Origin of the sequence: Roseateles aquatilis, from assembly GCF_002205645.1 — a bacterium.
In the GTDB taxonomy this organism is placed as follows: Bacteria; Pseudomonadota; Gammaproteobacteria; order Burkholderiales; family Burkholderiaceae_C; genus Roseateles; species Roseateles aquatilis.
This window is the reverse complement of record NZ_NIOF01000008.1, coordinates 64,566-90,339: the sequence shown is the minus strand read 5'-3', so window position 1 is coordinate 90,339 and position 25,774 is coordinate 64,566. Positions and strand designations below refer to the sequence as shown.

At 70.8% G+C, this 25,774-nt stretch carries 27 protein-coding genes; 4 read left to right on the top strand and 23 right to left on the bottom strand.

Annotation, left to right across the window (positions count from 1 at the left end):
* Positions 1-33 precede the first annotated feature (33 nt).
* From CDN99_RS29355 to CDN99_RS17800, 4 genes are all read right to left on the bottom strand, one after another.
* A complete protein-coding gene (locus CDN99_RS29355; protein WP_238139582.1) occupies positions 34-153 on the bottom strand; it encodes a cytochrome oxidase small assembly protein in 120 nt (39 codons plus the stop codon).
* A 5-nt stretch (positions 154-158) separates the two neighbouring features.
* Complete coding sequence (ctaD, locus tag CDN99_RS17810; protein ID WP_088386230.1) at positions 159-1,802, bottom strand: cytochrome c oxidase subunit I; 1,644 nt, start codon at positions 1,800-1,802, stop codon at positions 159-161.
* A gap of 30 nt (positions 1,803-1,832) precedes the next feature.
* Positions 1,833-3,020 carry a cytochrome c oxidase subunit II gene (coxB, locus tag CDN99_RS17805; RefSeq protein WP_088386229.1) on the bottom strand — a complete coding sequence of 396 codons (1,188 nt, stop codon included), beginning with the start codon at positions 3,018-3,020 and terminating at the stop codon, positions 1,833-1,835.
* A gap of 290 nt (positions 3,021-3,310) precedes the next feature.
* On the bottom strand, positions 3,311-4,228 hold the full coding sequence (locus CDN99_RS17800) for a biotin synthase (RefSeq protein WP_238139581.1): 918 nt from the start codon (positions 4,226-4,228) through the stop codon (positions 3,311-3,313).
* A 21-nt stretch (positions 4,229-4,249) separates the two neighbouring features.
* Between CDN99_RS17800 and CDN99_RS17795 the strand changes: the two genes are divergently transcribed.
* Together CDN99_RS17795 and CDN99_RS17790 are read left to right on the top strand one after the other, a co-directional pair.
* Positions 4,250-5,119 carry a ComF family protein gene (locus CDN99_RS17795; RefSeq protein ID WP_238139580.1) on the top strand — a complete coding sequence of 290 codons (870 nt, stop codon included), beginning with the start codon at positions 4,250-4,252 and terminating at the stop codon, positions 5,117-5,119.
* Between the two features lie 109 nt (positions 5,120-5,228).
* Positions 5,229-5,699 carry a tRNA (cytidine(34)-2'-O)-methyltransferase gene (locus tag CDN99_RS17790; protein ID WP_088386228.1) on the top strand — a complete coding sequence of 157 codons (471 nt, stop codon included), beginning with the start codon at positions 5,229-5,231 and terminating at the stop codon, positions 5,697-5,699.
* Between the two features lie 31 nt (positions 5,700-5,730).
* On the opposite strand, the gene CDN99_RS17785 is transcribed toward CDN99_RS17790, so the two are convergent.
* The 5 genes from CDN99_RS17785 to CDN99_RS17765 form a co-directional block, all read right to left on the bottom strand.
* Positions 5,731-6,705 carry a Bug family tripartite tricarboxylate transporter substrate binding protein gene (locus CDN99_RS17785; RefSeq protein ID WP_088386227.1) on the bottom strand — a complete coding sequence of 325 codons (975 nt, stop codon included), beginning with the start codon at positions 6,703-6,705 and terminating at the stop codon, positions 5,731-5,733.
* Positions 6,706-6,821: 116 nt separating this feature from the next.
* A complete protein-coding gene (locus CDN99_RS17780; protein ID WP_088386226.1) occupies positions 6,822-7,841 on the bottom strand; it encodes an NAD(P)H-dependent glycerol-3-phosphate dehydrogenase in 1,020 nt (339 codons plus the stop codon).
* 105 nt (positions 7,842-7,946) lie between these two features.
* Complete coding sequence (gene secB, locus CDN99_RS17775; RefSeq protein ID WP_088386225.1) at positions 7,947-8,411, bottom strand: protein-export chaperone SecB; 465 nt, start codon at positions 8,409-8,411, stop codon at positions 7,947-7,949.
* 130 nt (positions 8,412-8,541) lie between these two features.
* Positions 8,542-8,799: a glutaredoxin 3 gene (gene grxC / locus CDN99_RS17770; RefSeq protein ID WP_088386224.1), complete on the bottom strand. Its 258-nt coding sequence runs from the start codon at positions 8,797-8,799 to the stop codon at positions 8,542-8,544.
* 73 nt (positions 8,800-8,872) lie between these two features.
* The gene (locus tag CDN99_RS17765; RefSeq protein ID WP_088386223.1) at positions 8,873-9,292 is read right to left on the bottom strand and encodes a rhodanese-like domain-containing protein; all 420 of its coding nucleotides are present in this window, start codon (positions 9,290-9,292) and stop codon (positions 8,873-8,875) included.
* 180 nt (positions 9,293-9,472) lie between these two features.
* Between CDN99_RS17765 and gpmA the strand changes: the two genes are divergently transcribed.
* Entirely contained in the window at positions 9,473-10,216 is a 744-nt protein-coding gene (gene gpmA / locus CDN99_RS17760) for a 2,3-diphosphoglycerate-dependent phosphoglycerate mutase (RefSeq protein ID WP_088386222.1), read from the top strand.
* Between the two features lie 138 nt (positions 10,217-10,354).
* Here the strand turns inward: gpmA and CDN99_RS17755 are convergent, their stop codons facing one another.
* From CDN99_RS17755 to CDN99_RS17725, 7 genes are all read right to left on the bottom strand, one after another.
* The gene (locus CDN99_RS17755) at positions 10,355-11,227 is read right to left on the bottom strand and encodes a ribose-phosphate diphosphokinase (RefSeq protein ID WP_088386221.1); all 873 of its coding nucleotides are present in this window, start codon (positions 11,225-11,227) and stop codon (positions 10,355-10,357) included.
* Positions 11,228-11,352: 125 nt separating this feature from the next.
* Positions 11,353-12,090 (bottom strand): lysophospholipid acyltransferase family protein, encoded by a 738-nt coding sequence (locus CDN99_RS17750; protein ID WP_088386220.1) that lies wholly within the window; start codon positions 12,088-12,090, stop codon positions 11,353-11,355.
* The gene (locus CDN99_RS17745) at positions 12,090-13,418 is read right to left on the bottom strand and encodes a dihydroorotase (RefSeq protein WP_088386219.1); all 1,329 of its coding nucleotides are present in this window, start codon (positions 13,416-13,418) and stop codon (positions 12,090-12,092) included. Before CDN99_RS17745 ends, CDN99_RS17750 begins: the two co-directional genes overlap by 1 nt.
* A 73-nt stretch (positions 13,419-13,491) precedes the next feature.
* On the bottom strand, positions 13,492-14,454 hold the full coding sequence (locus tag CDN99_RS17740; RefSeq protein ID WP_088386218.1) for an aspartate carbamoyltransferase catalytic subunit: 963 nt from the start codon (positions 14,452-14,454) through the stop codon (positions 13,492-13,494).
* Between the two features lie 4 nt (positions 14,455-14,458).
* Positions 14,459-14,959, bottom strand: coding sequence for a bifunctional pyr operon transcriptional regulator/uracil phosphoribosyltransferase PyrR (gene pyrR, locus CDN99_RS17735; protein ID WP_088386217.1), 501 nt, complete (start codon positions 14,957-14,959; stop codon positions 14,459-14,461).
* Positions 14,956-15,378, bottom strand: coding sequence for a Holliday junction resolvase RuvX (gene ruvX / locus CDN99_RS17730; RefSeq protein ID WP_088386216.1), 423 nt, complete (start codon positions 15,376-15,378; stop codon positions 14,956-14,958). The genes pyrR and ruvX overlap by 4 nt, the downstream gene beginning before the upstream one ends.
* Before the next feature lie 352 nt (positions 15,379-15,730).
* Positions 15,731-16,309 (bottom strand): YqgE/AlgH family protein, encoded by a 579-nt coding sequence (locus CDN99_RS17725; protein WP_088386215.1) that lies wholly within the window; start codon positions 16,307-16,309, stop codon positions 15,731-15,733.
* A gap of 35 nt (positions 16,310-16,344) precedes the next feature.
* On the opposite strand from CDN99_RS17725, the gene CDN99_RS17720 reads away from it, so the two are divergent.
* Positions 16,345-17,865 (top strand): cryptochrome/photolyase family protein, encoded by a 1,521-nt coding sequence (locus CDN99_RS17720; RefSeq protein ID WP_088386214.1) that lies wholly within the window; start codon positions 16,345-16,347, stop codon positions 17,863-17,865.
* Positions 17,866-18,076: 211 nt separating this feature from the next.
* On the opposite strand, the gene CDN99_RS17715 is transcribed toward CDN99_RS17720, so the two are convergent.
* From CDN99_RS17715 to CDN99_RS17685, 7 genes are all read right to left on the bottom strand, one after another.
* The gene (locus tag CDN99_RS17715; RefSeq protein WP_088386213.1) at positions 18,077-18,601 is read right to left on the bottom strand and encodes a spore coat protein U domain-containing protein; all 525 of its coding nucleotides are present in this window, start codon (positions 18,599-18,601) and stop codon (positions 18,077-18,079) included.
* Complete coding sequence (locus CDN99_RS17710) at positions 18,598-21,150, bottom strand: fimbria/pilus outer membrane usher protein (RefSeq protein WP_088386212.1); 2,553 nt, start codon at positions 21,148-21,150, stop codon at positions 18,598-18,600. Before CDN99_RS17710 ends, CDN99_RS17715 begins: the two co-directional genes overlap by 4 nt.
* Complete coding sequence (locus tag CDN99_RS17705) at positions 21,134-21,868, bottom strand: fimbrial biogenesis chaperone (protein ID WP_158218876.1); 735 nt, start codon at positions 21,866-21,868, stop codon at positions 21,134-21,136. Before CDN99_RS17705 ends, CDN99_RS17710 begins: the two co-directional genes overlap by 17 nt.
* 105 nt (positions 21,869-21,973) lie before the next feature.
* The gene (locus tag CDN99_RS17700) at positions 21,974-22,507 is read right to left on the bottom strand and encodes a Csu type fimbrial protein (protein WP_158218875.1); all 534 of its coding nucleotides are present in this window, start codon (positions 22,505-22,507) and stop codon (positions 21,974-21,976) included.
* Positions 22,508-22,569: 62 nt separating this feature from the next.
* The gene (locus CDN99_RS17695) at positions 22,570-23,454 is read right to left on the bottom strand and encodes a response regulator (RefSeq protein WP_158218874.1); all 885 of its coding nucleotides are present in this window, start codon (positions 23,452-23,454) and stop codon (positions 22,570-22,572) included.
* Positions 23,455-23,620: 166 nt separating this feature from the next.
* Positions 23,621-24,259, bottom strand: coding sequence for a response regulator (locus CDN99_RS17690; protein WP_088386208.1), 639 nt, complete (start codon positions 24,257-24,259; stop codon positions 23,621-23,623).
* Positions 24,256-25,677, bottom strand: a complete 1,422-nt coding sequence (locus CDN99_RS17685; protein WP_088386207.1) for a CHASE3 domain-containing protein — start codon at positions 25,675-25,677, stop codon at positions 24,256-24,258. The genes CDN99_RS17690 and CDN99_RS17685 overlap by 4 nt, the downstream gene beginning before the upstream one ends.
* Positions 25,678-25,774 lie beyond the last annotated feature (97 nt).

Genomic DNA, 25,774 nt, shown 5'->3' with positions numbered 1-25,774 from the left:
TCGATGGACGGTGCGGGTCGCCGGCCGGGCCGGTCAGGCGGCGCCCAGCCACACGATCTTCACCACGAAGCCGATCGCGAACGCCGCGGCCACGCTGGTCAGGACCAGCGCCAGCCGCAGGTTGCTCTTGCGTTGCCGGGGCGTCTGCGCCATGCCGCTCACCCGATGATCCGGGTGGCCGTCACGTCGAGCTTGGGCGGCGTCTCGAAGGTGTGGAACGGGGCCGGCGACGGCACTTCCCACTCCAGGCCCTCGGCGGCCTCCCACGGCTTCTGCGGCGCCTTGGCGCCCTTGCCGCGCATCATCGGCACAGCCACGAACAGGAAGAAGTAGACCTGCATGAACCCGAAGCCGAACGCACCGATGGACGCCAGCGCGTTGAAGTCGGCGAACTGCATCGGGTAATCGGCATAACGGCGCGGCATGCCGGCCAGGCCCAGGAAGTGCATCGGGAAGAACGTGACGTTGAAGAAGATCAGCGAGCCCCAGAAGTGGATCTTGCCGCGGGTCTCCGAATACATCACGCCGGTCCACTTCGGACCCCAGTAGTAGACGCCGGCGAACAGCGCGTACAGCGAGCCCGCCACCAGCACGTAGTGGAAGTGGGCCACGACGTAATAGGTGTCCTGGATCTGGATGTCGATCGGCGCCATCGCGCAGATCAGGCCGGTGAAGCCGCCCATCGTGAACACGAAGATGAAGCCGATGGCCCACAGCATGGGCGTCTCGAAGGTCATCGAGCCGCGCCACATCGTCGCCAGCCAGTTGAAGATCTTCACGCCCGTAGGCACCGCGATCAGCATCGTCGCGTACATGAAGAACAACTGGCCCGTCACCGGCATGCCGGTGGCGAACATGTGGTGGGCCCACACGATGAAGGACAGGATCGCGATCGACGCCGTCGCGTACACCATCGACGCGTAACCGAACAGGCGCTTGCGGGCGAAGGCCGGGACGATCTGGCTGACGATGCCGAACGCCGGCAGGATCATGATGTAGACCTCGGGGTGGCCGAAGAACCAGAAGATGTGCTGGTACATCACCGGGTCGCCGCCGCCCGCGGGCGTGAAGAAGCTGGTGCCGAAGTGGCGGTCCGTCAGCGTCATCGTGATCGCGCCGGCCAGCACGGGCATCACCGCGATCAGCAGGTAGGCCGTGATCAGCCAGGTCCACGCGAACATCGGCATCTTCATCAGCGTCATGCCGGGGGCGCGCATGTTGAGGATGGTCACGATGATGTTGATCGAGCCCATGATGGACGACGCGCCCATGATGTGCATCGCGAAGATGCCGGCGTCCATCGACGGACCCATCTGCAGCGTCAGCGGCGCGTACAGCGTCCAGCCCGCGGCGGGCGCGCCGCCAGGCATGAAGAACGAGCCCACCAGCATCAGCGCCGCCGGGATCAGCAGCCAGAAGCTGAAGTTGTTCATCCGCGCGAAGGCCATGTCCGACGCGCCGATCTGCAGCGGAATCATCCAGTTCGCGAAGCCGACGAAGGCCGGCATGATCGCGCCGAACACCATGATCAGGCCGTGCATCGTCGTGAACTGGTTGAACAGTTCAGGATTGAAGAACTGCAGGCCCGGCTGGAACAGCTCGGCGCGGATGCACAGCGCCAGGATGCCGCCCACCATCAGCATGGTGAAGCTGAACAGCAGGTACAGCGTGCCGATGTCCTTGTGGTTGGTCGCGAACACCCAACGCCGCCAGCCGGTCGGCGCATGGTGGTCGTGGTGGTCGTCATGGTCATGGCCGTGGCCGTGGCCATGACCCGGGGTGTGGTCAAGCACTACGCTCATGGAAATTCCTCGTGGCTCGTTGGCTGGCGATTACTTGGCGCGCTCGGCCACGACTTCCGCGGGCTGCACGATCTGGCCGGTCTTGTTGGACCAGGCGTTCTTCGTATACGTGACGACGGCGGCGATCTCGCTGTCCTTCAGCACGGCCTTCCAGGCCGGCATCTGGCCCTTGCCGTTGAGCACCAGGTGGAGCTGCTGGGCGTGGTCGTCGGCCTTCACGACGGCCGAGCCGTCCAGCGCCGGGAACTGGCCCGCGCCCTTGCCGTCGGCCTTGTGGCAGACCGCGCAGTTGCTGTCGAAGAGCTTCTGGCCGCGCGCCATCAGGTCGTCCATGGTCCAGACCTTGGACGGATCGTCCGCCTTGGCGGCGATCTTCTTCTGCTCGCCGTCGACCCAGGCGCTGTAGTCCTTGGCGTTCAGGACCTTGACGTGGATCGGCATGTAGGCGTGTTCCTTGCCGCAGAGCTCGGCGCACTGGCCGTAGTAGTCGCCCTCTTTCTCGGCCTTGAACCAGGTGTCGCGCACATAGCCCGGGATCGCGTCCTGCTTGACGCCGAAGGCCGGCACCATCCACGCGTGGATGACGTCGTCGGCCGTCGTGATGATGCGGATCTTCTTGTTGACCGGCACCACCAGCGGGTTGTCGACCTTCAGCAGGTAGTTGTCGACCTGGCCCGGGTGGCCGGAGTCCGACAGCGCGCGGTGCGAGGCGTCCAGCGTCGACACGAAGCCGATGCCCTCACCCTCGCCCTTGAGGTAGTCGTAGCCCCACTTCCACTGATAGCCGGTGGCCTTGATCGTGATGTCGGAGTTGGTGGTGTCCTTCATCGCCACCACGACCTTGGTCGCGGGCAGCGCCATCAGGATCACGATGATGAACGGGATGATGGTCCACGCGATCTCGACCTTCACGCTCTCGTGAAAGTTGGCCGACACCGCGCCCTTGGACTTGCGGTGCTTGAAGATGGAATAGAACATGACGCCGAACACCGCGATGAAGATCGCGAGGCACAGGACCAGCATCATGTTGTGCAGCCACATCTGCTCCTGCGCGATCTTGGTGACCGGCGGTTGCAGGTTCAGCTGGTTGACGGCCGGGCCTCCCGGCAGGTCGTTCACCGCGAGGGCCGCCCGGCTGGCCAGCGTGGCCGCGAGGCCGAACGCAAGCTGGCTCCATCGGCGCCCCAGCAGATGCAAACAACTGTTGTCAATCGTCATGGTCGTCTCTTTATCCAGTCTTTTCTCAAGCTCTCGTCACCCAGGTCTCCACCAGGCGGCATGCACGCTTGAGCCCGCTCGGTGCGGGCTTGCGTGCCACGGCGATGGCAGAAACCTACGGGGCCAGCAGACGTACTCCAGTCGGGCGCGGATTCTAGCCCAGCCCCCTCTCGCACTATGACGGGCCCCAGAGGGACGAACCGCCCAGGATTACCCTCAGAGCACAACGCCCGATGCACGCCAATCGCTCTCTGAAACCAGGCCCTAGCCGAGCCCGCGCGCGACGGGGGTCAGTGTTTGCCCGCGCCGCGCACCATGGCCCGCATCTGGTCGAGCGACACCTCGGTCGTGGCCGCGACCTTGAGCCGGGGCTGCGGCTTGAACGCGTGACCGTAGACCAGCTCCACGCTCAGCGACAGCCGGCTGTCGGGACCGCGCAACGCCTCCAGCGCGCTCATGAGCCGATCGCGCCATGCTTTCGTGCGCATGCCGCGCAAGCGTGCCGGCGCGAGGTTGCCGCCGAGCGCGCGCAGGTCGCGCAGCAGGTCCGCGGGCGAGCCCCAGGTCAGGCGCAGGTGCTCCTGGTCCATCACCGGATCGGCGAAGCCCGCGTGCACCAGCAGGTCGCCCAGGTCATGCATGTCGACCCAGTCCGGCGCGGGCGCACCCCAGCCCTCGCGCGCGAAGATCGGCCGCAGCTCGATGAAGCTGTCGGGACCGAGGCACGAGAACATCAGGCAGCCCTCGACCTCCAGGCCCGCGTGCCAGCGCGTCACCAGCGCGGGCTTGTCGGCCTCGGCATGCAGCTCCATGTTGGACCACAGCAGCTGCGCCGCGGCGGCGGGCGGCTCGGCGATCAGCTCGGTCGGCGCGCCGCCGCGCAGCCTGTCCACCATCGACTGCATCCAGCCGCGCTTGAGGCGCTGTTGCAGCATCGCGCGCACGTCGTCGTCGGGTTCGAGCCAGAGCTGCGTCGCCTGCGGGTAATGCCCGCGCAGGCCCTCGTCGCCGCCGCCGATGGACGGGCGGCTTTGCAGCACGGCGCGGGGTTGCAGGCGGATCACGGGCAGGCGGTCCAGCATGCGGCTGGCGACCTCCGCGTGCAGCCACGGCGGCTGATCGGACGCGGCCAGCCGACGGCGTTGCCGCCGCGCCGCGCCTGCATCGATCTGCTGTGTGCCCGGCGGCAGCGCCTCGTCTCCAGTCATGGGCCGGGATTGTAGGCGGCCATGTTTGACCTCGTCCGGCGCTGGTGCTTGTCGCGATCGGGGCTCGCGGAGGCCGCCTCGCGCGATGCCCCGCACGATGCGACGCGAGAGGCCTCGCGGGACGGACCGGGCGCGGGATCGACCGCCGGATCGAGGACGCCATCGGGCATCGTCGCCACGCACGGCGCGCGCATCGATCGCAGCGAGGGATGGCCCGGCCAATGCACGTTGTGCCGCCGCTGGTGCCGCGGCGCGCTGTGCGAGGACTGCGAAGCGCTGTTCCCGCCCGACGCGGCGCCGCGCTGCGCGCTGTGCGCCCTGCGCCTGCCCCCAGGCGCGGCATCGGGCCGCCTGCGCTGCGGCCACTGCGCGGCGCGGCCGCCGCCGCTGTCGCACTGCGTGGCGGCGTTGGACTACGCCTTCCCATGGGACCAACTGCTGCTGGCGCTGAAATTCGGCGAGCGGCTGGAGCTCGCGTCGCTGCTGGCTGGGCGCCTCTCGCTCGCCTTGGCGCATGCGCAAGCGGTGCCCGTCGATCTGATCGTGCCCGTCCCGTTGTCCGCCGAGCGGCTGCGCGAGCGCGGCTACAACCAGGCCCATGAGCTGGCCCGGCGGATGCACCCACCCGCCGGCCAGCAGCGACAATCGCGGCTTTGCGCGCACACCTTGCTGCGCGTGCGGCACACCGATCAGCAGGCGCGCCTGCCGCTCGACGAGCGCCACGGCAACCTGCGCGGCGCGTTCGCCGTCGTGAAGCCGGTGCAGGGGCTGCGGGTCGCGATCGTCGACGACGTCATGACCAGCGGTGCCACGCTGCACGAGGCCGCGCTGGCGCTGCGGCGCGCGGGCGCGGCGGACGTGCAGGCCTGGGTGGCGGCGCGCACGCCGTGACGCGGGCCGCACTGGCCGCGCGACAAGCCGCGTCACGCTGGACGAGCGACATTGGGCCTGCCCCGCGCGTCGCGCGCCTCCATCAGATTCACAGGAAAGCTTCGCCCTCATGTTCAACATCGTGCTGGTCCATCCGGAAATCCCGCCCAACACCGGCAACGTGATCCGGCTCGCGGCCAACACCGGCTGCCGGCTGCATCTGATCGAACCGCTGGGGTTCTCGATGGAGGACCGCCTGCTGCAACGCGCCGGCCTGGACTATCACGAGTACGCGCCCGTGCTGCGCCACGCGGACTGGGCACGGTTCGTCGCCGACGAGCAACCGGACCCCGCGCGGATGTTCGCGTTCACCACGCGCGGCAGCCGCTTGCTGCCGACGGTGGCGCTGCGGCCCGGCGACTGGCTGGTCTTCGGTTGCGAGACCGCCGGCCTGCCGTCCGCGCTGCGCGACAGCTTCCCCCTGGAACAACGCGTGCGGCTGCCGATGCGCGAAGGCCAGCGCAGCCTCAACCTCAGCAACGCGGTGGCGGTGGCGGTCTTCGAGGGCTGGCGGCAGAACGGCTACGCGGACGGCGTCTGAGCCCGGCTCGTCGCGAGCCGGCGCGACCGGCCTACTCGCGCTCCAGCTTCAACTGCTGGATCAGCGCGCCCCAGCGCTGGCGTTCGTCGCGCATCAGGCTGTCGAGCCCATCCGGCGACGTCCCCGCCGCGCTGAAGAACAGCGGCAGCAGCTCGCGGCGGAAGGCCTCGCTCTTGACGATGCGGATCGTCTCCGCCGCCAGCCGCTGCACGATCGCCGTCGGCGTGCCGGCCGGCGCGAGCAGCGCCTGCCACGACGTCGCCTCGAAGCCGGGATAACCGGACTCGGCCACTGTCGGCAGCTCGGACAGCGCGGCCATGCGGCCGGCGCTGGTCACCGCCAGCGCCTTCAGCTTGCCGGCGCGCACTTGCGGCATCGCGATCGCCGGCACCATGAAGCCGGCGTGGATCTGGCCGGCCAGCATCGCGTTCACGACCTGCGGGAAGCCGGCATACGGCACATGCACCAGGGACAGGCCGGCGCGCGCGATGAAGGACTCCATCGCCAGATGCGCCGCGCTGCCGTTGCCGACGCTGCCGTAGTTGAGCGCGCCCGCGCGCCGCCGCGCCAGCGCGACGAACGCGGGCAGCGTGTCGACGCCCAGCGACGGCGGCACGACCAGCACGTTGGGCGAGCTGGCGACCAGGCTGATCGATCGCAGCTCGCGCCGCGGGTCGTAGGGCAGCGCCCTGGCCAGCAGCGGCGCGGTGATCAACGGGCCCTGGATCGTGAACAGCAGCGTGTGACCGTCCGGCGCCGCCTTGGCGACCGCGCCGGTGCCGATGTTGCCGCCGGCGCCGGGTTTGTTGTCGATGACGACGGGTTGGCCGAGCGCGTGCGCGAGCGGCTCCGCCAGGTAGCGTGCGACGAGGTCCGGCGAGCTGCCGCCCGGGAACGGCACGACCAGCCGGATCGGCCGCCGCGGCCAGGCGCCGTCGGCGCGGGCGAGGCCGGGCACGGCCAGCGCGCCCAATGCCGCCGAGGCGATCAGGTCACGACGTTTCATCGCTCACCCGCTCCTTCACCGCGGCGCCGCGGGACAGGCCCAGGAGAGGGCCCGGGCACGTCGCCAGGGCGAGGCCATGGCATCGCGCCGGCACGGCCATGGCAAGGCCCCGGGCATCACCACTCGGCCTTGGCCTGGCGGCCCATCAGCGCGTCCATCGCGCCGTGCGTGTCCAGGCGCCCTTCCAGCACGTCGACGACGGCCGACGTGATCGGCATGTCGACGCCGGCGCCCCGCGCACGCGCGAGCACCGTCGGCGCGCTGTACACGCCCTCGGCCACATGGCCCAGCTTGCCCAGGATGGCGGGCAGGTCCAGGCCCTCGGCCAGCAGCAGGCCGACGCGGCGGTTGCGGGACAGGTCACCGGTGGCGGTCAGCACCAGGTCGCCCAGGCCGGCCAGCCCCAGCAGCGTCTCCGGATGCGCGCCGAGCGCGAGCGCCAGGCGTTGCATCTCGGCCAGCCCGCGCGTGATCAGCGCGGCGCGGGCATTCAGTCCCGGGCCCTTGCGGCCTTGCGCCTCGGCGGCAAGCCGCAGGCCGTCGGCGATGCCCACCGCGATCGCCATCACGTTCTTGACCGCGCCGCCGACTTCCACGCCGATCGGATCGGCCGACGAGTAGACCCGCAGCCGCTCGCTGTGGAACGCATTCACGCCGAGCCGGGCCAGCGCGGCATCGCTGGACGCCGACACCAGCGCGGTCGGCTGGCCGGCGGCCACTTCCTGCGCGAAGCTCGGTCCCGACAGGATGCCGGTGGCCAGGTGCGGTGCGACCTCGCGCGCGATCTCGTGGCCGAGCCGGCCGGTACCGGCCTCGAAGCCCTTACACAGCCAATGCGCGCGGGCGCCGGCCGGCAGTCTGGCGAGCATCTCGCGCAGGCCCGCCATCGGCGTGGCGATCACGATCAGGCCGTGGTCGCCATTGATGCCGTGGGCCAACGCGGCGTCGAGGTCGTCGCCGAGCGCCAGCGCCGCCGGCAGCGGCGCGTCCGGCAGATAACGCGCGTTGCGGCGCGCGGCGCGCATCGCCGCCACGGCGTCGGCGTCGCGGGCCCACAGCAGCACGTCATGGCGCGCGCTGGCGGCGATGGCCAGGGCCGTGCCCCAGGCACCGGCCCCCAGCACGCTGATCTTCATGCGCGGAGAAGTCATCGCGGTCTTGGTCGAAAAATCGAAAGCCCTGAAAGCGAGACGCCGGCCGGCGGAACAGTCCGCGAGGCCGGCGCGTTCGCGAGCGAAGGGTCAGTTCGGCGCCGAGGCGTCGCCGTTCTGCGCCATCAGCTGCGCCTGCTGCGCTTCGAACATCGCCTGGAAGTTCACTTCGGTCAGCATCACCGGCGGGAAGCCGGCGCGGGTGCAGACGTCGGAGACGATCGCGCGCAGGTAGGGATAGATCATCTGCGGGCAGACGATCGACAGGATGCCTTCGAGCTGCTCCTGCGGCAGGTTGCGGATCTCGAAGATGCCGGCCTGCTTGGCCTCGATCAGGAACAGGGTCTTGTCCTCGACGCTGGTCGTGACGGTGGCGGTGACGCTCACCTCGAACAGGCCCTCGGCGATCGGCTCGGCGGCCAGCGAGAGCTTGATGTCGACCTGCGGCTGCGCCTGTTCCAGCAGGATCTGCGGAGCGTTCGGCTGCTCCAGCGACAGGTCCTTCAGGTACATGCGCTGAATCTGGAACACGGGGGTGTTGGTGTCGTCGGCCATGAGGGTCATCCAAATGAAAGAGCCCGCCAACGGCGGGCCGCGGCGGGCATTATGACCGACGGTTCGCGACAGTTTTCCGAGGGCTTGCCAAGGTGCCGCGCGAAACCGGCGGGAGGAAGCGGGACGGCGTTCAGGCGGCCAGCAGCGGCTTCAGTCCGCCGCGCTGGTCCAGCGCGATCAGTTCGTCGCAGCCGCCGACGTGCGTGTCGCCGATGAAGATCTGCGGGACGGTGCGGCGACCGGTCTGCTGGATCATCGCGTCGCGCTGCGACGGGTCGAGGTCCACGCGGACTTCCTCGATCTGGTCGACCCCGCGCTGCTTGAGCAGCGACTTGGCGCGCACGCAGTACGGGCAGACCAGGGTCGTATACATCTTCACGGCGGCCATCGCCTGTTCTCCAAAAGTCGTGTCGAGGGTCCATGAGCCGGCAACTGGCGTGCCGGCGCGGTCGCCAGGGCGATCAGGCCGCGGACTTCTCGACAGGCAAACTCGCCTCGCGCCAGGCGGCCAGACCGCCCGCCACCGCGACCGCGTTCGCGTAGCCCTGTTTCTGCAGGATGCCAGCGGCGCGCTGCGCGCGTGCGCCGGTCTGGCACATCAGCACCACCGGCAGGGCCTTGTTGGTAGGCAGTTGCTTGACGGGCGCGCCCGTGCCAGTCAGCTGCGACAGCGGCACGTTGCGGGCGCCGCCGGCGTGGGCGGCCGCGAATTCCTCGGGCTCGCAGACGTCGATCAGCACGCCCTTCTCGCGGTTGATCAGGCGCACCGCCTCGGCGGTGGCGACACCGCCGGACTTGCCGCGCAGCGAGGTCCAGAGCAGCAGGCCGCCGGACAACACCGCCGTCAGCACGAGATACCAGTTTTCGATCAGGAACTTCAAAGCGCGGCCCGGGTGATTGGTAAAGGCGCGGATTATAGGAAGAGCGGCCGCGAACGCTCTCGTCACCGCTGCGGAAGGCTGGCCGGCGCGGCCGCGCGGGGGCCTGCCCCTAGAATCCGCCGGGTTCGCCGGCCCCCGCGGCATCGGCCCTCTTCTCGACCCTCACACAAGACCGCCCCCATGTACAAGCTCGTGCTGATCCGCCATGGCGAATCGACCTGGAACCTGGAAAACCGCTTCACCGGCTGGACCGACGTGGACCTGACGCCGACCGGCGTGGCGCAGGCGCAGCAGGCGGGTCGCCTGCTGAAGGAAGCCGGCCTGGACTTCGACGTGGCCCACACCTCGGTGCTCAAGCGCGCCATCTGGACGCTGTGGCACTGCCTGGACAAGATGGACCGCCAGTGGCTGCCGGTGCGCCTGAGCTGGCGTCTGAACGAGCGCCACTACGGCGCGCTGCAGGGCCTGAACAAGGCCGACATGGCCAAGCAGTACGGCGACGAGCAGGTGCTGGTCTGGCGCCGCAGCTACGACACGCCGCCGCCGGCGCTGGAGCCCACCGATCCGCGCAGCGAGCGCGCCGACGTCCGCTACGCCGGCCTGCAGGCCTCGGACGTACCGCTGACCGAATGCCTGAAGGACACCGTGGCCCGCGTGCTGCCCTACTGGAACGACGAGATCGCCCCCGCCATCCGCTCCGGCCAGCGCGTGCTGATCGCGGCCCACGGCAACAGCATCCGCGCCCTGGTGAAGTACCTGGACGGCATCGCCGACGACGCCATCGTGGGCGTGAACATCCCCAACGGCATCCCGCTGGTCTACGAGCTGGACAAGGACCTCAAGCCCATCAAGAGCTACTACCTGGGCGACGCCGAGGCCGCCGCGAAAGCCGCCGCGGCGGTGGCGAATCAAGGCAAGGCGTGAGCCTCGCCGGCCGCCGAGGCCGGCGCGGAGCGACATCCGCCATGAACGAAGAAGCCCGGCTGCGCCGGGCTTTTCCTTTCTAGCGGTCCGGCCCGCGCCGGCGCCGCCGCATCGACGCGGCGACGCGCGCAGGCGGGCTCAATGCCGGCGCAGCGCCGTCGCCATCAGCCCCGCCACGCACACGGCGTTGCTCTCGTGCGGCACGGCGTTGCTGCTCCAGACGTGCCGCACGCCGGCGGCACGCAGCGACGGCAGCGCGTCGCCGTTGAACAGCGCATGCGTGACGGCCACGTCCACGCTGGTCGCGCCGCGCTCCAGCGCTTCCCGGGCCGAGCCGATCAGCGTGCGTCCGGTCGAGGCCATGTCGTCGAGCAGCACGACCGCCCGGCCCTTCACGTCGATGTCGGGGAAGGCCAGCTGCACCTGCGTGTCCCCGAAGCGCACCTTGCGGCCGACGCCGTGCGTCAGCCCGCCCGCGCGCGCGGCCTCGGCGACCCACTGGCCGGACTCCTCGTCGGGGCCGACCAGCACCGCGCCCGGCACCTGCGCCGCGATCCAGCGGCCCAGCAGCGGCGCCGCCGACAGCGCCACGCCGCAGCCCGCGGGCATCACCTCGTCCAGGCTCGCGATGCGGTGCAAGTGCGGATCCACCGTCACGACGCGGTCGAACTGCGTCGACAGCAGCGTCGAGACATGGCGCTGGCTGACGGCCTCGCCGGGCGTGAACTCCATGTCCTGCCGCATGTAGGCCAGGTACGGCGCCACCAGGGCCAGGCGGCGCACCCCCCAGGCGCGCGCGGCCGGCGCGGCGATCAGCAGCTCCACCAGGCGGTCGTTGGGCTGGTGCTGCAGGCCGCGCAGCACGATCACGTCGACCGGCAGCGGCTTGGGCAGGACCAGGCGGATCTCTCCGTCGGGAAAGCGGTGGCGGGTGATCAGACCCATCGGGCGGCCGAGCTCGATCGCCAGTCGAGTGGCCAGCTCCTGTTCGTCGTCGAAGGCAAGCAGCATCGGCGGATCGTCGCACCAAATCGGGCCGGCCGCGATCCGGCTGTCCCCTGCATCGGCGATCACCGTCCGCGTCGACGGGGTGTCGCTGACGCAGGCGGCACGTGGCGGGCGGGCCGCCCGCCGCCTCAGGGCGCCGGCAGCGCCGCCGAGATGCGCCCAGCCAGCGCCTCGGCCAGCTGACGGCGGTCCGCGCCGTGCGTGGGCATCGGCGCCAGCGCCTCCACCTTCACCGCCAGGTCCTTGGCGGTCAGGATCAGCCACAGGCTCTGCATCAGGGTCATCTGTCCGATGTAGGGCGCGTCCTTGCTGTACGGGATTCCCGGCTGATGCCAGCGCAGCACCACCGGCTGCAGCGGCGTGTCGGTGCTGATCGCCGCCTGCAGCAGGTTGGCGTGCAGCGGCAGCAGCGGATGGCCGGCGCCGGTCGTGCCTTCGGGGAAGACGGCGACCGCCTCGCCACGCGCCAGCGCCTCGGCCACGCGGTGCACCACGCGCAGCGCGTCGCGCTTGCTGGCCCGCTCGATGTAGAGCGTGTCCACCGCCGTCGCCAGCGCGCCGACCAGCGGCCAATGCTGGATGTCGGCCTTGGAGACGAACCGCGCCTCCGGGATCACCGCGTGCATCGCGGCGATGTCCAGCCAGGACACATGATTGGCGGTGATCAGCCGCGCGCCCTGGAGCTGCGGCGCGATCGCCTCCAGGCGCACGCCCAGGATGCGCAGCAGCTTGCCGGACCACCAGGCGATGTAGCGCCGGCGGCGTTCCGGCTCGTAGCCACGCCAGCGGAACTGCACCAGCAACAGCGCGCGGACGATGTGGGCGAGCATCCGCAGCGCCCGCGAGACCCCGACCAGCGCCCGCATCAGAGCGCCCGCTCCGCCTCGGTCACCAGCGACTCGAAGGCCACCTGGCCCGCCACCAGCGTGTAGCGCACCTGCCCCGGCAGCTCGAAGCCGGTGATGTCGAACGAGAACGGCGTGTGCTTGCCCTGGCTGACCAGCCGCTCCGGCGTCACCGCGCCGCTGGCGTCCGGGTCGAAGACCAGCACGTCGCCAACGCCGCCCTCCACCAGCCGGCCGGCGCTCGCCGCCAGCGAGCCGAGCGCGCCGCCCAGCACCTTGACCGGCCGCGACGTGATCGCGTCCAGGCTGTGCGCCAGCGACAGGCCCTCGTCCTTGCCCCAGCGCAACGCCAGGCTCAGCAGCAGCTCCAGGCCGGTGGCGCCGGGCGAGGCCTCGGCGAAGGGCAGGTTCTTCTCGTCGGCGGTCACCGGGTTGTGGTCGCTGACCAGCGCGTCGATGGTGCCGTCGGCCAGCGCGGCGCGCAGCGCGGCGCGGTCGCGCTGCTGGCGCAACGGCGGCTGCAGGCGCATCGACGGGTTGAAGTAGCCGATGTCGACGTCGGTCAGATGCAGCGAGTTGATCGACACGTCCGCCGTCACCGGCAGGCCTTCCTTCTTCGCCTGGCGCAGCAGGTCCACGCCCGCCGCGCTGCTCAGGCGGCACAGGTGGACGCGGGCGCCGGTCACGCGGACCAGCTCGAAGATGGTGTGCAGCGCGATCGTCTCGGCCGCGACCGGCTCGCCGGACAGGCCCAGCCGCGTCGCCACCGCGCCGCTGGCGGCGACACCGCCGCTCAGCCACGGGTCGCGCGGATGCAGCCACAGCGCGTAGCCGAAGCTGGCGGCGTACTGCATCGCGCGCTGCAGCGTCAGCGTGTCGCGGATCGGGGACTGCGCCTGGGAGAAGCCGACGCAGCCGGCCTCGGTCAGCTCGGCCATCTCGGTCAGCGCCTCGCCGGCCAGCCCGCGCGTCAGCGCGCCCAGCGGGAACAGCCGGCAGCGGCTGAGCTTGCGGGCGCGGAACTTCAGCATCTCGACCAGACCGGGCTCGTCCAGCGCCGGATCGGTGTCGGGCGGGCAGACCAGGCTGGTCACGCCGCCGGCCGCCGCGGCGGCGAGCTCGCTCTCCAGCATGCCCTCGTGCTCGTGGCCCGGCTCGCGCAGGCGCGCGGCCAGGTCCACCAGGCCCGGCGCGACGACCAGGCCCGCGGCGTCGATGACGCGATCGGCGTGGAAGTCGCCGACCTGGCCCAGGCCGACGATGCGGCCCGAGGCGATGGCGAGGTCGCCGGCCTGGTCCAGGCCCGACGCGGGGTCCAGCAGGCGGCCGTTCTGGATCAGTATCTTCATCGTGCCCTCCAGGTGCCGAGCACCGCCTCCGCGAGGGAGGATTGATCGCATGGGGTCGGTCCGGCGACGGCGCTCATGCTTCGTTCCCCGCCAGGATGGACATCACGGCCATGCGCACCGCGATGCCGAAGGTGACCTGCGGCAGGATCACGCTGTGCGCGCCGTCGGCCACGCTCGACGAGATCTCCACGCCGCGGTTGATGGGGCCCGGATGCATCACGATCGCATCGGGCCTGGCCAGCGCCAGCTTCTCGGGCGTCAGGCCGAAGCTCTTGAAGTACTCGCCGGCGCTGGGCAGCATCGCGCCGCCCATGCGCTCGTTCTGCAAGCGCAGCATGATGATCACGTCGGCGTCCTTCACGCCCTCGGCCATGTCGTGGCAGACGCGCACGCCCATGTCCTTGAGGTCGCCCGGCACCAGCGTCTTCGGGCCGACGGCGCGGATCTCGGGCACGCCCAGCGTCGACAGCGCGTGGATGTCCGACCGCGCCACCCTCGAATGCACGATGTCGCCGACGATCGCCACGGTGAGCTGGGTGAAGTCCTTCTTGTAGTGACGGATCGTGTACATGTCCAGCAGGCCCTGCGTCGGATGCGCGTGGCGGCCGTCGCCGGCATTCACCACGTGGACGTGCGGGGCGCAGTGCTGCGCGATCAGATAGGGCGCTCCGGACTCGCTGTGGCGCACGACGAACATGTCAGCGTGCATCGCCGACAGGTTGGCCACCGTGTCCAGCAGCGTCTCGCCCTTGGCGGTGCTGGAGCGCGCGATGTCCAGGTTGATGACGTCGGCGGACAGGCGCTTGGCGGCGATCTCGAAGGTGGTGCGGGTGCGGGTGCTGTTCTCGAAGAACAGGTTGAACACCGACTTGCCGCGCAGCAGCGGCACCTTCTTGACCTCGCGGTCGTTGACCGAGAGGAAGGTGCCGGCCGTGTCCAGGATCTGGTGCAGCACCGCGCGCGGCAGGCCTTCGGTGGAGAGCAGATGGATCAGCTCGCCGTGCTTGTTCAGTTGGGGGTTGCGTTTGCTCAGCATGTGGTCAGTCCCCCGTCATGTCGAAGCTGAAGCGGCCGCCGTCGCCCTTGACCAGGCGCAGGCGCTGGCTGGGCGCCAGCGCGACGCGCGCGGCGGAGAAAGCGGGCTCGATCGGCAGCTCGCGTCCGCCGCGGTCCACCAGCACCGCCAGCGTGACGCTGGCCGGGCGGCCGAAGTCGAACAGCTCGTTGATCACGGCGCGCGTGGTGCGGCCGGTGTAGAGCACGTCGTCGATCAGCAGGACGTGGCGGCCGTCGATGTCGAAGGGCAGCTTGGTGTGGTCGGCGCTGGCGTTCATGCCCTTGGAGCCGAAGTCGTCGCGGTGCAGCGCGCTGGAGATCACGCCGTGCGATCCGTCCAGCTTCAGGTCCTGCTGCAGGCGTTCGGCCAGCCAGGCGCCGCCCGACCAGATGCCTACCAGGACCGCGTCGGGTTGCAGGAGGCGCTGCACGCCGCGCACGAGGTCGGCATACAACGCTTGCGCATCGAGGTGCAATGTGCTCATGGGTGTTCCCGGAAAAATTGTTCGAGGATCAATGCCGCGCTGGCGGCGTCGAGGTCGCGCGCGCCCTGGGACTGGGCTTCCGCGCTGGTGTAGCGCTCGTCGACCTCGACCACCGGCAGCCGGTGGCGGCCGCGCAGCTGGCCGGCGAATTTCTGCGCGCGGGCGGTCATCTCATGCGGGGCGCCGTCGGGATGGCGCGGCACGCCGACGACCAGCGCGTCGGGCTGCCACTCCTGGATCAGCGCCGCGATCGCGGCCCAGCGGGCGTCGCCCTGCTCGGTGATCGTCCGCAGCCCCCGCGCGCTGCCCAGCATCCGGTTGCCGGTCGCCACGCCGAGGCGTTTGGTGCCGAAGTCGAATGCGAGGGGAGAAGCAAAAGAGGACGGTGAAGCAGCCATGGTCATGGCGCGTGAGGTCATGCCCGCCGCCGGGCCGCCCCAAGGCGGGTAGCGCCCCTCGGGGGCAGGAGCGAAGCGACTGGGGGGCACAGGGTCGGCCGGGCCGCCCCAAGGCGGGTAGCGCCCCTCGGGGGCAGGAGCGAAGCGACTGGGGGGCACAGGGTCGGCCGGGCCGCCCCAAGGCGGGTAGCGCCCCTCGGGGGCAGGAGCGAAGCGACTGGGGGGCACAAGGTCGGCCGGGCCGCCCCAAGGCGGGTAGCGCCCCTTGGGGGCAGGAGCGAAGCGACTGGGGGGCACAGGGTCGGCCGGGCCGCCCCAAGGTGGGCAGCGCCCCTCGGGGGCAGGAGCGAAGCGACTGGGGGGCACAGGGTCGTCATGCGTGCCCGGCCTCCTGGCTGAGCATGCGCGGATCGATGCCGAGCAGCGCGAGCGCCTTCTCGTAGCGCTCCTCGATCGGCGTGTCGAAGATGATCTCGGGCGTGGCGTCGACGGTGATCCACCCGTTGCGGCCGAGCTCTTCCTCCAATTGCCCGGCGGCCCAGCCGCTGTAGCCCAGCGTGACCAGCACGCGCTTGGGGCCGGCGCCGCTGGAGAGCGCCTCCAGCACGTCGCGGCTGGTGGTCATTTCCAGCCCGCCGGGGACGGCGAGCGTCGCGTTGTAGTGGTTGCCCTGCTCGTCCAGCGGCTCGTGCAGCACGAAACCGCGCTCGGTCTGGACCGGGCCGCCGTAGAAGACCGGGCGGGCGGCCATCGATTCGTCGGTGAGCTCCAGCTCGACCTTCTCGAACAGGTTGCCCAGGGTCAGCGAGATCGGCTTGTTGATGACCAGGCCGAGGGCCCCCTTCTCGTTGTGCTCGCACAGGTAGACGACGGATCCGGCGAAAGTCTCGTCCGCCATGCCCGGCATGGCGATCAGGAACTGGTTGGTCAGGTCGATGCGTTCCTTGGACATAGGGGCGGATTCTATTTCACCGACACTCCCCTCCCATGACGCGCCCGACGACATCCCCCGCGCCCGACCCGGACACCGCCCTGGTCTGGTTCCGCCGCGACCTGCGCGCCGACGACCACGCGGCGCTGCACCGCGCGCTCACCCGCCACCGCCGCGTGTTCTGCGCCTTCGTGCTGGACACCGCCATCCTCGACGCGCTGCCGCGCGCGGACCGGCGCGTCGAATTCATCCTCGACGCGCTGCGCGTGCTGGATGCCGACCTGGGCGCCCTCGCGCCCGGCGCGGGGCTGATCGTGCGGCACGGCGTCGCCCGGGACGAGATCCCCGCGCTGGCCGCGGCGCTGGGTGCCGGCGCCCTCTACTTCAACCGCGACGACGAGCCCGACGCGCTGCGCCGCGACGCCGCCGTCGGCGAGGCGCTGCTGGCGCGCGGCCTGCAGATCGAGAGCTTCAAGGACCACGTCGTCTTCGAGCGCTCCGAAGTCCTGACCGGCGCCCGGCAGCCCTACGGCGTCTTCACGCCCTACAAGAACGCGTGGCTGAAGGCGGTGACGCCGTTCTTCCTCTCCAGCTATCCGATCGAGAAACATGCCGCCCACCTGGCCGCGCTGCCCGACGGCACGCCGCCGGCCGGGCAGCGCGTCCCGTCGCTGGGCGACATCGGCTTCGAGCCCGCGGGCTTGAGCGCCGCGCTGACCGGCGGCAGCGCGGGCGCGCAGCGCCTCTTCGCCGAGTTCCTCGACCGCATGGCCCGCTACGCCGACACGCGCGACTTCCCCGCCATCAAGGGCCCGAGCTACCTGAGCACGCACCTGCGCTTCGGCACGATCTCGATCCGCCAGCTCGCGCGCGAGGCCTGGCGGCGCGGCCATGGCGGGCACGACGACCGGGACGGTCCCGCCGGCGAGGGGGCCCGCACCTGGCTGTCCGAGCTGATCTGGCGCGACTTCTACCACCAGGTGCTGCACCACCACCCGCGGGTCGTCGAACGCGCCTTCCGGCCCGAGTACGACCGCATCCGCTGGGCCGAGGGTCCCGACGCCGACGCCGATTTCGAGGCCTGGTGCCAGGGCCGCACCGGCTATCCGCTGGTGGACGCGGCGATGCACCAGATCAACGAGACCGGCTACATGCACAACCGGCTGCGGATGGTGACGGCCAGCTTCCTGATCAAGGACCTGGGCATCGATTGGCGCCGCGGCGAGGCGTACTTCGCGCGGCAACTGCTGGACTTCGACCTCGCGGCCAACAACGGCGGCTGGCAGTGGGCGGCGTCGAGCGGCTGCGACGCGCAGCCCTACTTCCGCATCTTCAACCCGGTGAGCCAGAGCGAGAAATTCGATCCCGACGGCAAGTTCATCAAGCGCTACCTGCCGCAACTCGCGAAGCTGCCGCCCAAGCTCATCCATGCCCCCTGGCTCGCCAAGCCCGCGGAGCTGGCCGCCTGCGGCGTGATGCTGGGACGGGACTACCCCGCGCCGATCGTGCGACACGAAACGGCGCGCATGGCGACGATGGATCGATACGCCGTGGTCAAGTCCCGCGAGTTTCCGTAGCCCGACCGCGTCTCGCCGCCCCGACCGGGCAACCTCCCCCTGTTCTCGGATTCGGATTCGGATTCGGATTCGTTGCCGAGCTTGATCTGGAGGCGGCGGAAGCCGGGGGGCGGCCGACGATTTGGGGACTTATGAGGAGGCCGCCCCCCGGCTTTCGCTGACGGGCGGGGTCCTCGATCGGCGGTCATGGGGGGCGTTCACCGATCACCGATCACTGATACGTGATCGTCACCGTCACCGCATCGGTGTACGGCCCGCCGGGCACCGTCGTGACCTGACGCGCCGGGATCTGCCCATAGACCGTGTAGGTGGCCGAGCCGAGCAGGCTGAGCACGTCGAGCAGCAGGGAGCCTCCGACGGTGACCGTCGACGCGGTGCCATCGCCCCACACCGAGGTGTAGGCCGAATCGGCGTACAGGTTGTAGCTCAGCGTGTGGGCGCCGAACGCCAGCCGTCGCGTGGCGAAGCTGGTGCCGCCGCCCTGGCTGAGCGCGATGGTGAAGGGGATCAGCAGGCCGGCGACGCCGCCGCACTTGATGGTCACGGTGCCGGTGGTCGTGGAGGTGCTGTAGGCCAGCGGGTTGTAGTTGGAGAACAGCAGGTTGGTGGTCTGGGCGGTGCAGGTACAGACCGCGGGCAGGCACAGTGCGTGAGCGCCTGAAGCGCCGACGAGCAGCCCCAGCGCCAACAGGACTCGCACGGGGATGAGGCGACGGAAGAACGGAAGCTGTGTCATGACGACTCCTTCGCGGCGGCGGATGCGCCGGGCGGGTTGAGCGGCGTGAATGGCGTGGGCGACGTGGGTGGTGTTGATGGCGGAGACGGTGTCGCGGGCGGCACCGTCGACGTTGGAACGGAGACGGCATCCATGGCGGGCACGGCGACGCGCCGGCAGGTCAACGTGCCGAGATCCGGCAGCTCCGCCGCCTGTGCCGGCACGCGCAATTCGAGCTCGCAGGACGAGCCGTCCTCCAGCGTCGCCCGCACGCGATTCACGGCGCCGGCCTCGACGGCCAGTCCCGTCAGGAACGCCCGCCCATCCAGCCCCATCGGGAAACCGCGCGCACCGCCCACCAGCCGCAACTCGGTTCCGGGCGGCAGCGGCTCGCCGGCCTCGTCGACGGCGCGGAACGTCGCCGTCTGGCTGTGCGAGATCGGGAAGCGGATCAACGCCGCGCTGCGCCGCGCCGGCGTGACCTGCAGCTCCAGCGCCTCGATCTCCGCGTCCAGCGGCAGGTCGTCCGCGACGACGCCGACCCGGTTCACCTGATACCCCCGCAGCGACGGCAGGAACGCGCGCCCCGACGCATCCGTGCGCGCCACCGGCTGGTTGTCGTGGGTGATCCGCACATTCGGCTGATCGCCGACCTGCACCACCGCGAAGCCGCCATCGATGCGCCGGCTCGCATACGTGCTGCCGTCCATCCACGCGAGGCCGCCGCTAGCCCCCAGCCGCACGTCGGTGCGACCGGCGATGCGCGACACGCCGCCATCCAGCGCCACGCGGTTCGACTGCCACTGCGCCTGCGCCTGCTGGCGGCCGTTGGACTCCGCCAGCAACTGATACCCGACGCCTTCGCCCACCGGCGGATTGCTCTGCAGTTGCACCTGCCAGAGGTCGCGCGCCGTCTGCCCGCCGCCGCGCTGCCCCTGCCAGGCGGTGGACAGGCTCTTGTTGTCGTCCAGCAGCAGGCTCCAGAACATGGCGATCGACGTGCCGCCGCCGTCGCCGACCTTGAGCGCCGACAGCCCCACGAAACCCCAGTTGCCCAGGCTGCGGCTCGCGTTGAAGGACAGCAGCTTGGACGCCACCTGCAGTTGGTTGTCCGTCGGCGTGCGCTGCGGCGCGCCCTGCTGCACCAGCCCGACGCCCAGGCCCCATTGCTTCCACTGCGTGCCGATCGACGCCGACACGCTCCACTTCGGCGACACCGCGTTGCCCAGCTGCGTGAAGCCCGCCGTCGCGCGCTTGACCTGGAACCCGCCGCTCCAGTCCATGCCCTGGCGCTCCACGCCCACCGCGGCCAGCGCGCCGCGCCGCGCGGCGGGATCGTCGCTGCGGCTGGCGACCCCGGACAGGCTCAGCGTGCCCAGCTCGCTCACCAGCCACAAGCCGGACGCGCCCACCGCCTGCTGGCGCGCGGCCAGCTCGCCGCGCCACTCCTGCGTGAAGCCGCTGGAGACGCCGTTGCGCCAGGTGCCGGCCAGCATCGCGCGCCCGTAGCGATTGCTGTCGACGCCGTAGTTCTCGCGCAGCCAGCCCAGCTCGACGCTGCTCGACGACAGCCCCGGCTTGAGCAGCGCCGGGCTGATGTAGTACGGCTGCACGACGACCTGCTCGCGGCCCAGCAGGTCGCGCACGACGGTGCGAATTTCTCCCTGCCCGGTCACCAGCGGCAGGTCGGTGATGTCGAACGGCCCCGGCTGCACCCGCCCCTGCAGGCGCTGGCTGTTGTTGACGAAGACGTCGACGGTGGACGGCAACGCCGCCTCGCCCTTGAGCGTCGGCAGCGGGAAGCTCAGGAAGCCGGGCCGCAGCGAGAAATCGGTGCTCCACTGCACGCCGCCGAAGCGCATCGCCTGGCCCCAGGTTCCCGGCTGCGCGACGCTGTCGCCGAGCCGCCAGCTCGCCAGGTGCTCCGGCCGGTCCATCGTCCAGCGCGTGTCCAGCCGCACCCAGCCGCCGCCCGTGCCGCCGCGGTACAGCTGCTGATGGCTCAGATCGCCGGCCGGCGTCAGCACGCCGACCTCGGCCAGCCCGTTGACGTTGCCGTCGCCGCCCACGCGCCGCTGCCATTGGACGTCGTAGTTGCCGTAGACGCCGAAGGTCGACGGCAGCGTGACCTGCGTGGCGGCGCGCGCCACCTCCAGTTGCTGGTCGGAGAACGCCTGCGGCGGCGCGTCGATCTCCAGCGTCTGGCTCAGTTCCTCGATGCGCCAGCGCATCAGCTCGGCGGGCCCGTCGCCCAGGACCATGTGCAGCTCGCCCTCGATCATGCGGGGCGGCAACGCGGGGGGGCGGAACTTCAGCTCGGTCCACAACGCCTGCGGAATGGCCAGGCCCTCGGGCACCCGCACCGCGCGCACCGTCTGCGGCTGCGCGATGCCGTTGATCTTCAGGCCGAGCAACAGCGTCTCGCCGAAACGCGGCGTCTGCGCGGCCATGCGCTCGCCGGCAACGCGCTCCTGCGCCTGCTGGGCCGGCGATGGCGGCGGTTGCTGCGCCTGGGCCGCCGCCGCGCACGCGGTCAGCAGCAGCAGGCCGGCATCACTTGCCCGCGGCACCCGACGCCACGTTCTGCAGCCCCTGGTCCGTCATGACCTGCACCGTGCCCGGTTGCCCGGCCGGCGTCTGGACGCGGTAGCTGCGCTGCTCGCCGGGGAAGACCACGCTCTGCGCGCCCTGCACGGCGGTGGATTTCACCTCGCCGTTGGCGCCGGTGACGCGCAACTCGCTCACCTTGACGTGGACATTGCCGGCGTTGGTCACAGTGGCCACCGTCTCGCCGCTGGCGGCGCGCTGCACGCTCCAGCTCTCGGCGCGGCGCACCGTCGTGGGCGCCACGAACACCGGCACCCGCAGCGCCACCAGCACCCGCACCGCGCCGGTCACCTGCGTGTTGTCGCTGGCGCGCGGCACGGGGACCTCGCGCAGCACCATGCGGTAGGTCGCCTCCTGCTGCAGGTCGGGCACGCGCCGCAAGCCCACCCGCAGCACCTGGAGCTGCCCCGGCTGCAACGTGAAGATGGGCGGATTGACCAGCAGGTCGGTGGTCGGGCCGTCGACGTCCTGGCCGTTCTGGCGCGTCCAGAGGATGCCCTCGGCCTGCATCGTCACGGCCTCGTTGCCGTTGTTCTGGACCTGCACCGTGGCGCGGTCGTTCGCGCGGTCCAGCCGCACGTTGACCGGCATGATGCTGACGTCGGCCGCGCCGGCCGGTGGCGCCAGCAGCCCGCCGGCGATCGCCAGCACGGCGGCCAGCAGTCGTTGGATCGAGGTCATCGGCATCTCCCTGATTGCATTGGTCCGATCTCCCGGTCTTCCGGTATCCCATCCATCCTTGCGTCGCTGATGCGGTCACCGTCCTTCGCTCGCCCGACCGGGCGTTCAGTAGGTGACGGTGACGGTCACCGTGTCCAGGTAGGTCCCCGGCACCGTGCCCGTGAGGGACGGCAGCCGGCCGTAGATCGTCACGCTCAGCACCCCGCCGGTGCCGGTGCTGCTGTAGACCGTGCTGCCGGCGGTGCCGTCGCCCCAGATCGAGGTGCGGTTGACGTCGACATACAGCTGATACCCCAGCGCATACGCGCCGTTCTTCATCTGGCGCGTCGAGAAGTTGGCCGCGCCGCCGGCGTTCTGGCCGGCGTTCAGCGCGACGGAGAACGCCGTCGTGGCGGTGCACTCGATGGTGAGCGTGGAGGTGGCGTCGACCGGCACCGCGCCGATCGGGTTGATCGCGCCGCCGAAGCTCAGCGTCGAGCCCGACACGTTGCAGGCGCTGGACACCGTCGTCTGCGAGCTCACCGAGCCGGTGGCCGTGCCCGCCAGCGACGGGATGCCCGCCGACAGCAGTGCCGCCCATGCCACCAGGCGCGGCAGGCCGCGCCTGGACGGAACGAAAGGCGGCGACGGCGCGGCCACCACGGCCGCGTGCGGCCGAAGAGGGGTGAGCGTGTCGCGCCGTCCCCGCATCGGTGTCCCGGTCAGTGCACCACGGCGCTGCCCCTTTCGGGCAGCAGGTGGCCATGGGCCCTGGATTCCGCCAGGGTCAGCAGCCCGCGCGCGGTGATCGCGTCGCGGGGATAGGTCGACAGGCCCACTCTCGACGCCAGCCGCGCCGCGCGCCCGTTCAGATCGAAGGGCAGGTCCAGCGCGTCCCGCATGCGTTGCGCCAGGGCCTCGGCCTCGGCCGGCGAGGCGACGCGGGACACGACCAGCGCGAACTGCTCGTCGGCATGGCGGGCCAGCAGGTCGGCCGGCCCGGCACAGCCGGACAGGCGCCGGCCGATCTCCACCAGCACCGGCGCCGCGGCCGCCACGCCCTCGCTGCGCAGCAGCGCCTGCAGGCCGTTGAGCACCACCACCGTCACGGCCACCTTGCCGGCCTCGGCATTCATCATGCGCAACAACTCGTCGAGCCGCTCGATCAATGCCGCCTGCCCCAGCAGGCCGGTCACCGTGTCGCGCGGCGGCGATACCGGACGCGCGACGCGGGCCGACGCCGCTTCGTCGCGCAGCAGTCCATCCAGATCGCCGAACAGCGTCTCCAGGCCGCTGCCCTTGTCGTAGAAGCCGTCGGCGCCGGCCTTCAGGCACAGGTCCCGGTAGGCGTCCGCCGCATGGTGCGTCAGCATCAGGATGCGCCCCTGGAACCCCTTGCCGCGCAGCGCGCGCAGCACGTCGATGCCGGTCCCCACCGTCAGCGTCATGTCCAGCAGCACCGTGTGGGGCTGCAGCCAGTCGATCAGCGCGATCGCCTGGGGCGCCGACTCCGCCTCGCCCACGACACGCGCGCCGGGCAGGGTCTCCAGCCTGCGAGCCAGGAGCCGGCGGATGGCCGCGGAGTCCTCGACGAGAAAGATGTCCATGAATCGGTGCTCCGGATTCGCGCAGTCACGGGTCGTTACTGCATGTCCGGGATCTTCCGCCCGCCTCCGCGCCCGCATCAGCAGCGCGCCGCGCAAGCTGGTGTCGGGGTCCGTCCGCAGGGTTTGTCGGGCGATCACCTACAGCCGCCTTTCCATGGGCAAGCGTTCATTGGACGTCGGTCAGCCCGTGCTGCACGCAGTACTTCGTGAGCTCGGTGTTGTTGCGCCAGCCGGTTTTCTCCAGGATGCGGGCGCGGTAGGTGCCCACCGTCTTGGCCGACAGATGCATGGTGTCGGCGATCTCGGCCGGCGTCTTGCCGGCGGCGATCAGCAGCATCACGCGGTGCTCCTGCGCCGACAGCTGTTCATGCGGCAATTGGCCCGGCGTCGCCCCGCTGAGCAGCCCCAGCAGGTGGTCCGCCATCGCCGCCGTCACGTAGCGGCCGCCCAGCAGCAGCCGCTGCAGCGCGACGACGAGCTCGTCGGTCGCTTTGTCCTTGGGCAGGTAGCCGGACACGCCCATCTGCAGCAGGCGCGCCGCATAGGCCGATTCCGCGTTGAGGCTCAGCACCAGCACCGGCACGCCCTTGAGCGCGCGCAGCATGCGGCTGGCACCCTCGGTGCCGCTGGCGTCGGGCAGCGAGAGGTCCAGCACCAGCGCGTCCGGCTTGTTGGCCTGGCCGCGCTGCAGCGCCTCGGCGATGGTCGCCGCCTCGTCGAGCGTCGCGTCGGGCCACTGATGCTGGATCAGTTGCTTGACGCCGAGACGCATGATCGGGTGGTCGTCAACGATCAGAAACCTCATCCCCAGCCCTCCTCGTTCTCGATCGTCGCGCCGGCCGTGACCGGCGCGTCCGTCGGTGGTTCGGCGTGGCCGCGCAGCGGCACGCTCACGTCGATCCGGGTGCCGCGCTCCGGCCCCGGCCCGAAGCTCATCGCCCCGCCCGCCAGCACGGCGCGTTCCCGCATGTTCCGCAGCCCCGACGCATCGGCCCGCACGTGGCCCGGGCCCGCGCCGTCGTCCTCGATGCGCAGCAGGTAGGCCCCCGTGTCGATGTGGGAGCGGATGGTCATCTGGTGCGCGCCGGCATGGCGAAGCACATTGGTGGCCGCCTCCTGCAGCAGCCGGAACAGCTGGTTGTGCTGCTCGGACGTCAGCTCGTCGTCGGGCGCCAGATCGACATCGACGATCAGCTCGCTCTGCCGCTGCAGACCCTGCACGTAATGCTGCACCGCGGCGGCGAAGCCGAAATCGTCCAGCAGCGGCGGCCGCAGGCTGGTGGCGATGCGCCGCGCGGCGCCGATGACCTCGTCGGCGATGCCCAGCATCTCGTCGAGCATCGGCTCCCTGGCCGGCGCGATCTTGCGCGCCATCGCCAGCGTCAGCATCTTGCCCGCCGTGCCCAGTTGGCCGAGCTGGTCGTGCACCTCGCGGGCGAGCCGCCGACGCTCGGCCTCGATGCCGCGGTCCAGCTCCGCGGCGAAGCTCTGGATGCGGGCCAGCGCTTCGCTGAGTTCGCGCGTGCGTTCGGCGACGGCGCTCTCCAGCGCCGCGTGGCTGTCGCGCAGCGCGGCTTCGGCGCGATCGCGCCGTGACCGCTCCAGCCACAACGCCATCATCGCGGTGGCCACCATCACCGCGCCGACCAGCGGCAGTACCTGCGCCAGCAGCGTGGTCTGCCGGGTCTGCTCCGCCACGGCGGTCTCGATGCCGCGAATGCGTTGTTGCTGCAGCGATTGCAGCCGTGCCAGCTCGCCGCGGATCTCGTCCATCAACTGCTTGCCGGCGACGTAGGCTTGCACGTCCTTGAGCGCGGCCTCGCCCAGCTTCCAGCGGTTGTCGATGTTGCGATCCACCTGGCGGCGGCGCTCCGCGATGAAGCGGTCGAGCCGCGCGAAGGCCGGGGCCTGCTGGTCGCCGGTGATCGCCAGCGCCGCCTTCAGCTCCGCGTACAGCGCGTCCAGGTCCCGGATCGCGCTCTCGTAGGGCTGCAGGAAGGTGACGTCGCCGGTGATGAGGAAGCCGCGCTGGCCGGTTTCCAGGTCGATCAGCAGGCCGTTCAGGCGGCTGATCAGGAGCTCCGTGCGCAGCGCATGGGCGCGGACCTCCTCCTGGCGCGTGAGTTCGCCAAGACTGCGGTACTCGCCATAAGCGGTCGCCACGAAGGCGACGCAACCGGCCAACAACAGGCCAGCAGCCACCGGAAAGGTCAGCAAGCGCATGAAGGGTCGGGCTTGAGCGCCCGAGTTTTCAGACCACCCCTGCGGACTCCGGCCTTGAAGCGATGACAACGCCCCGGACGTCCACCCCACTGCATCG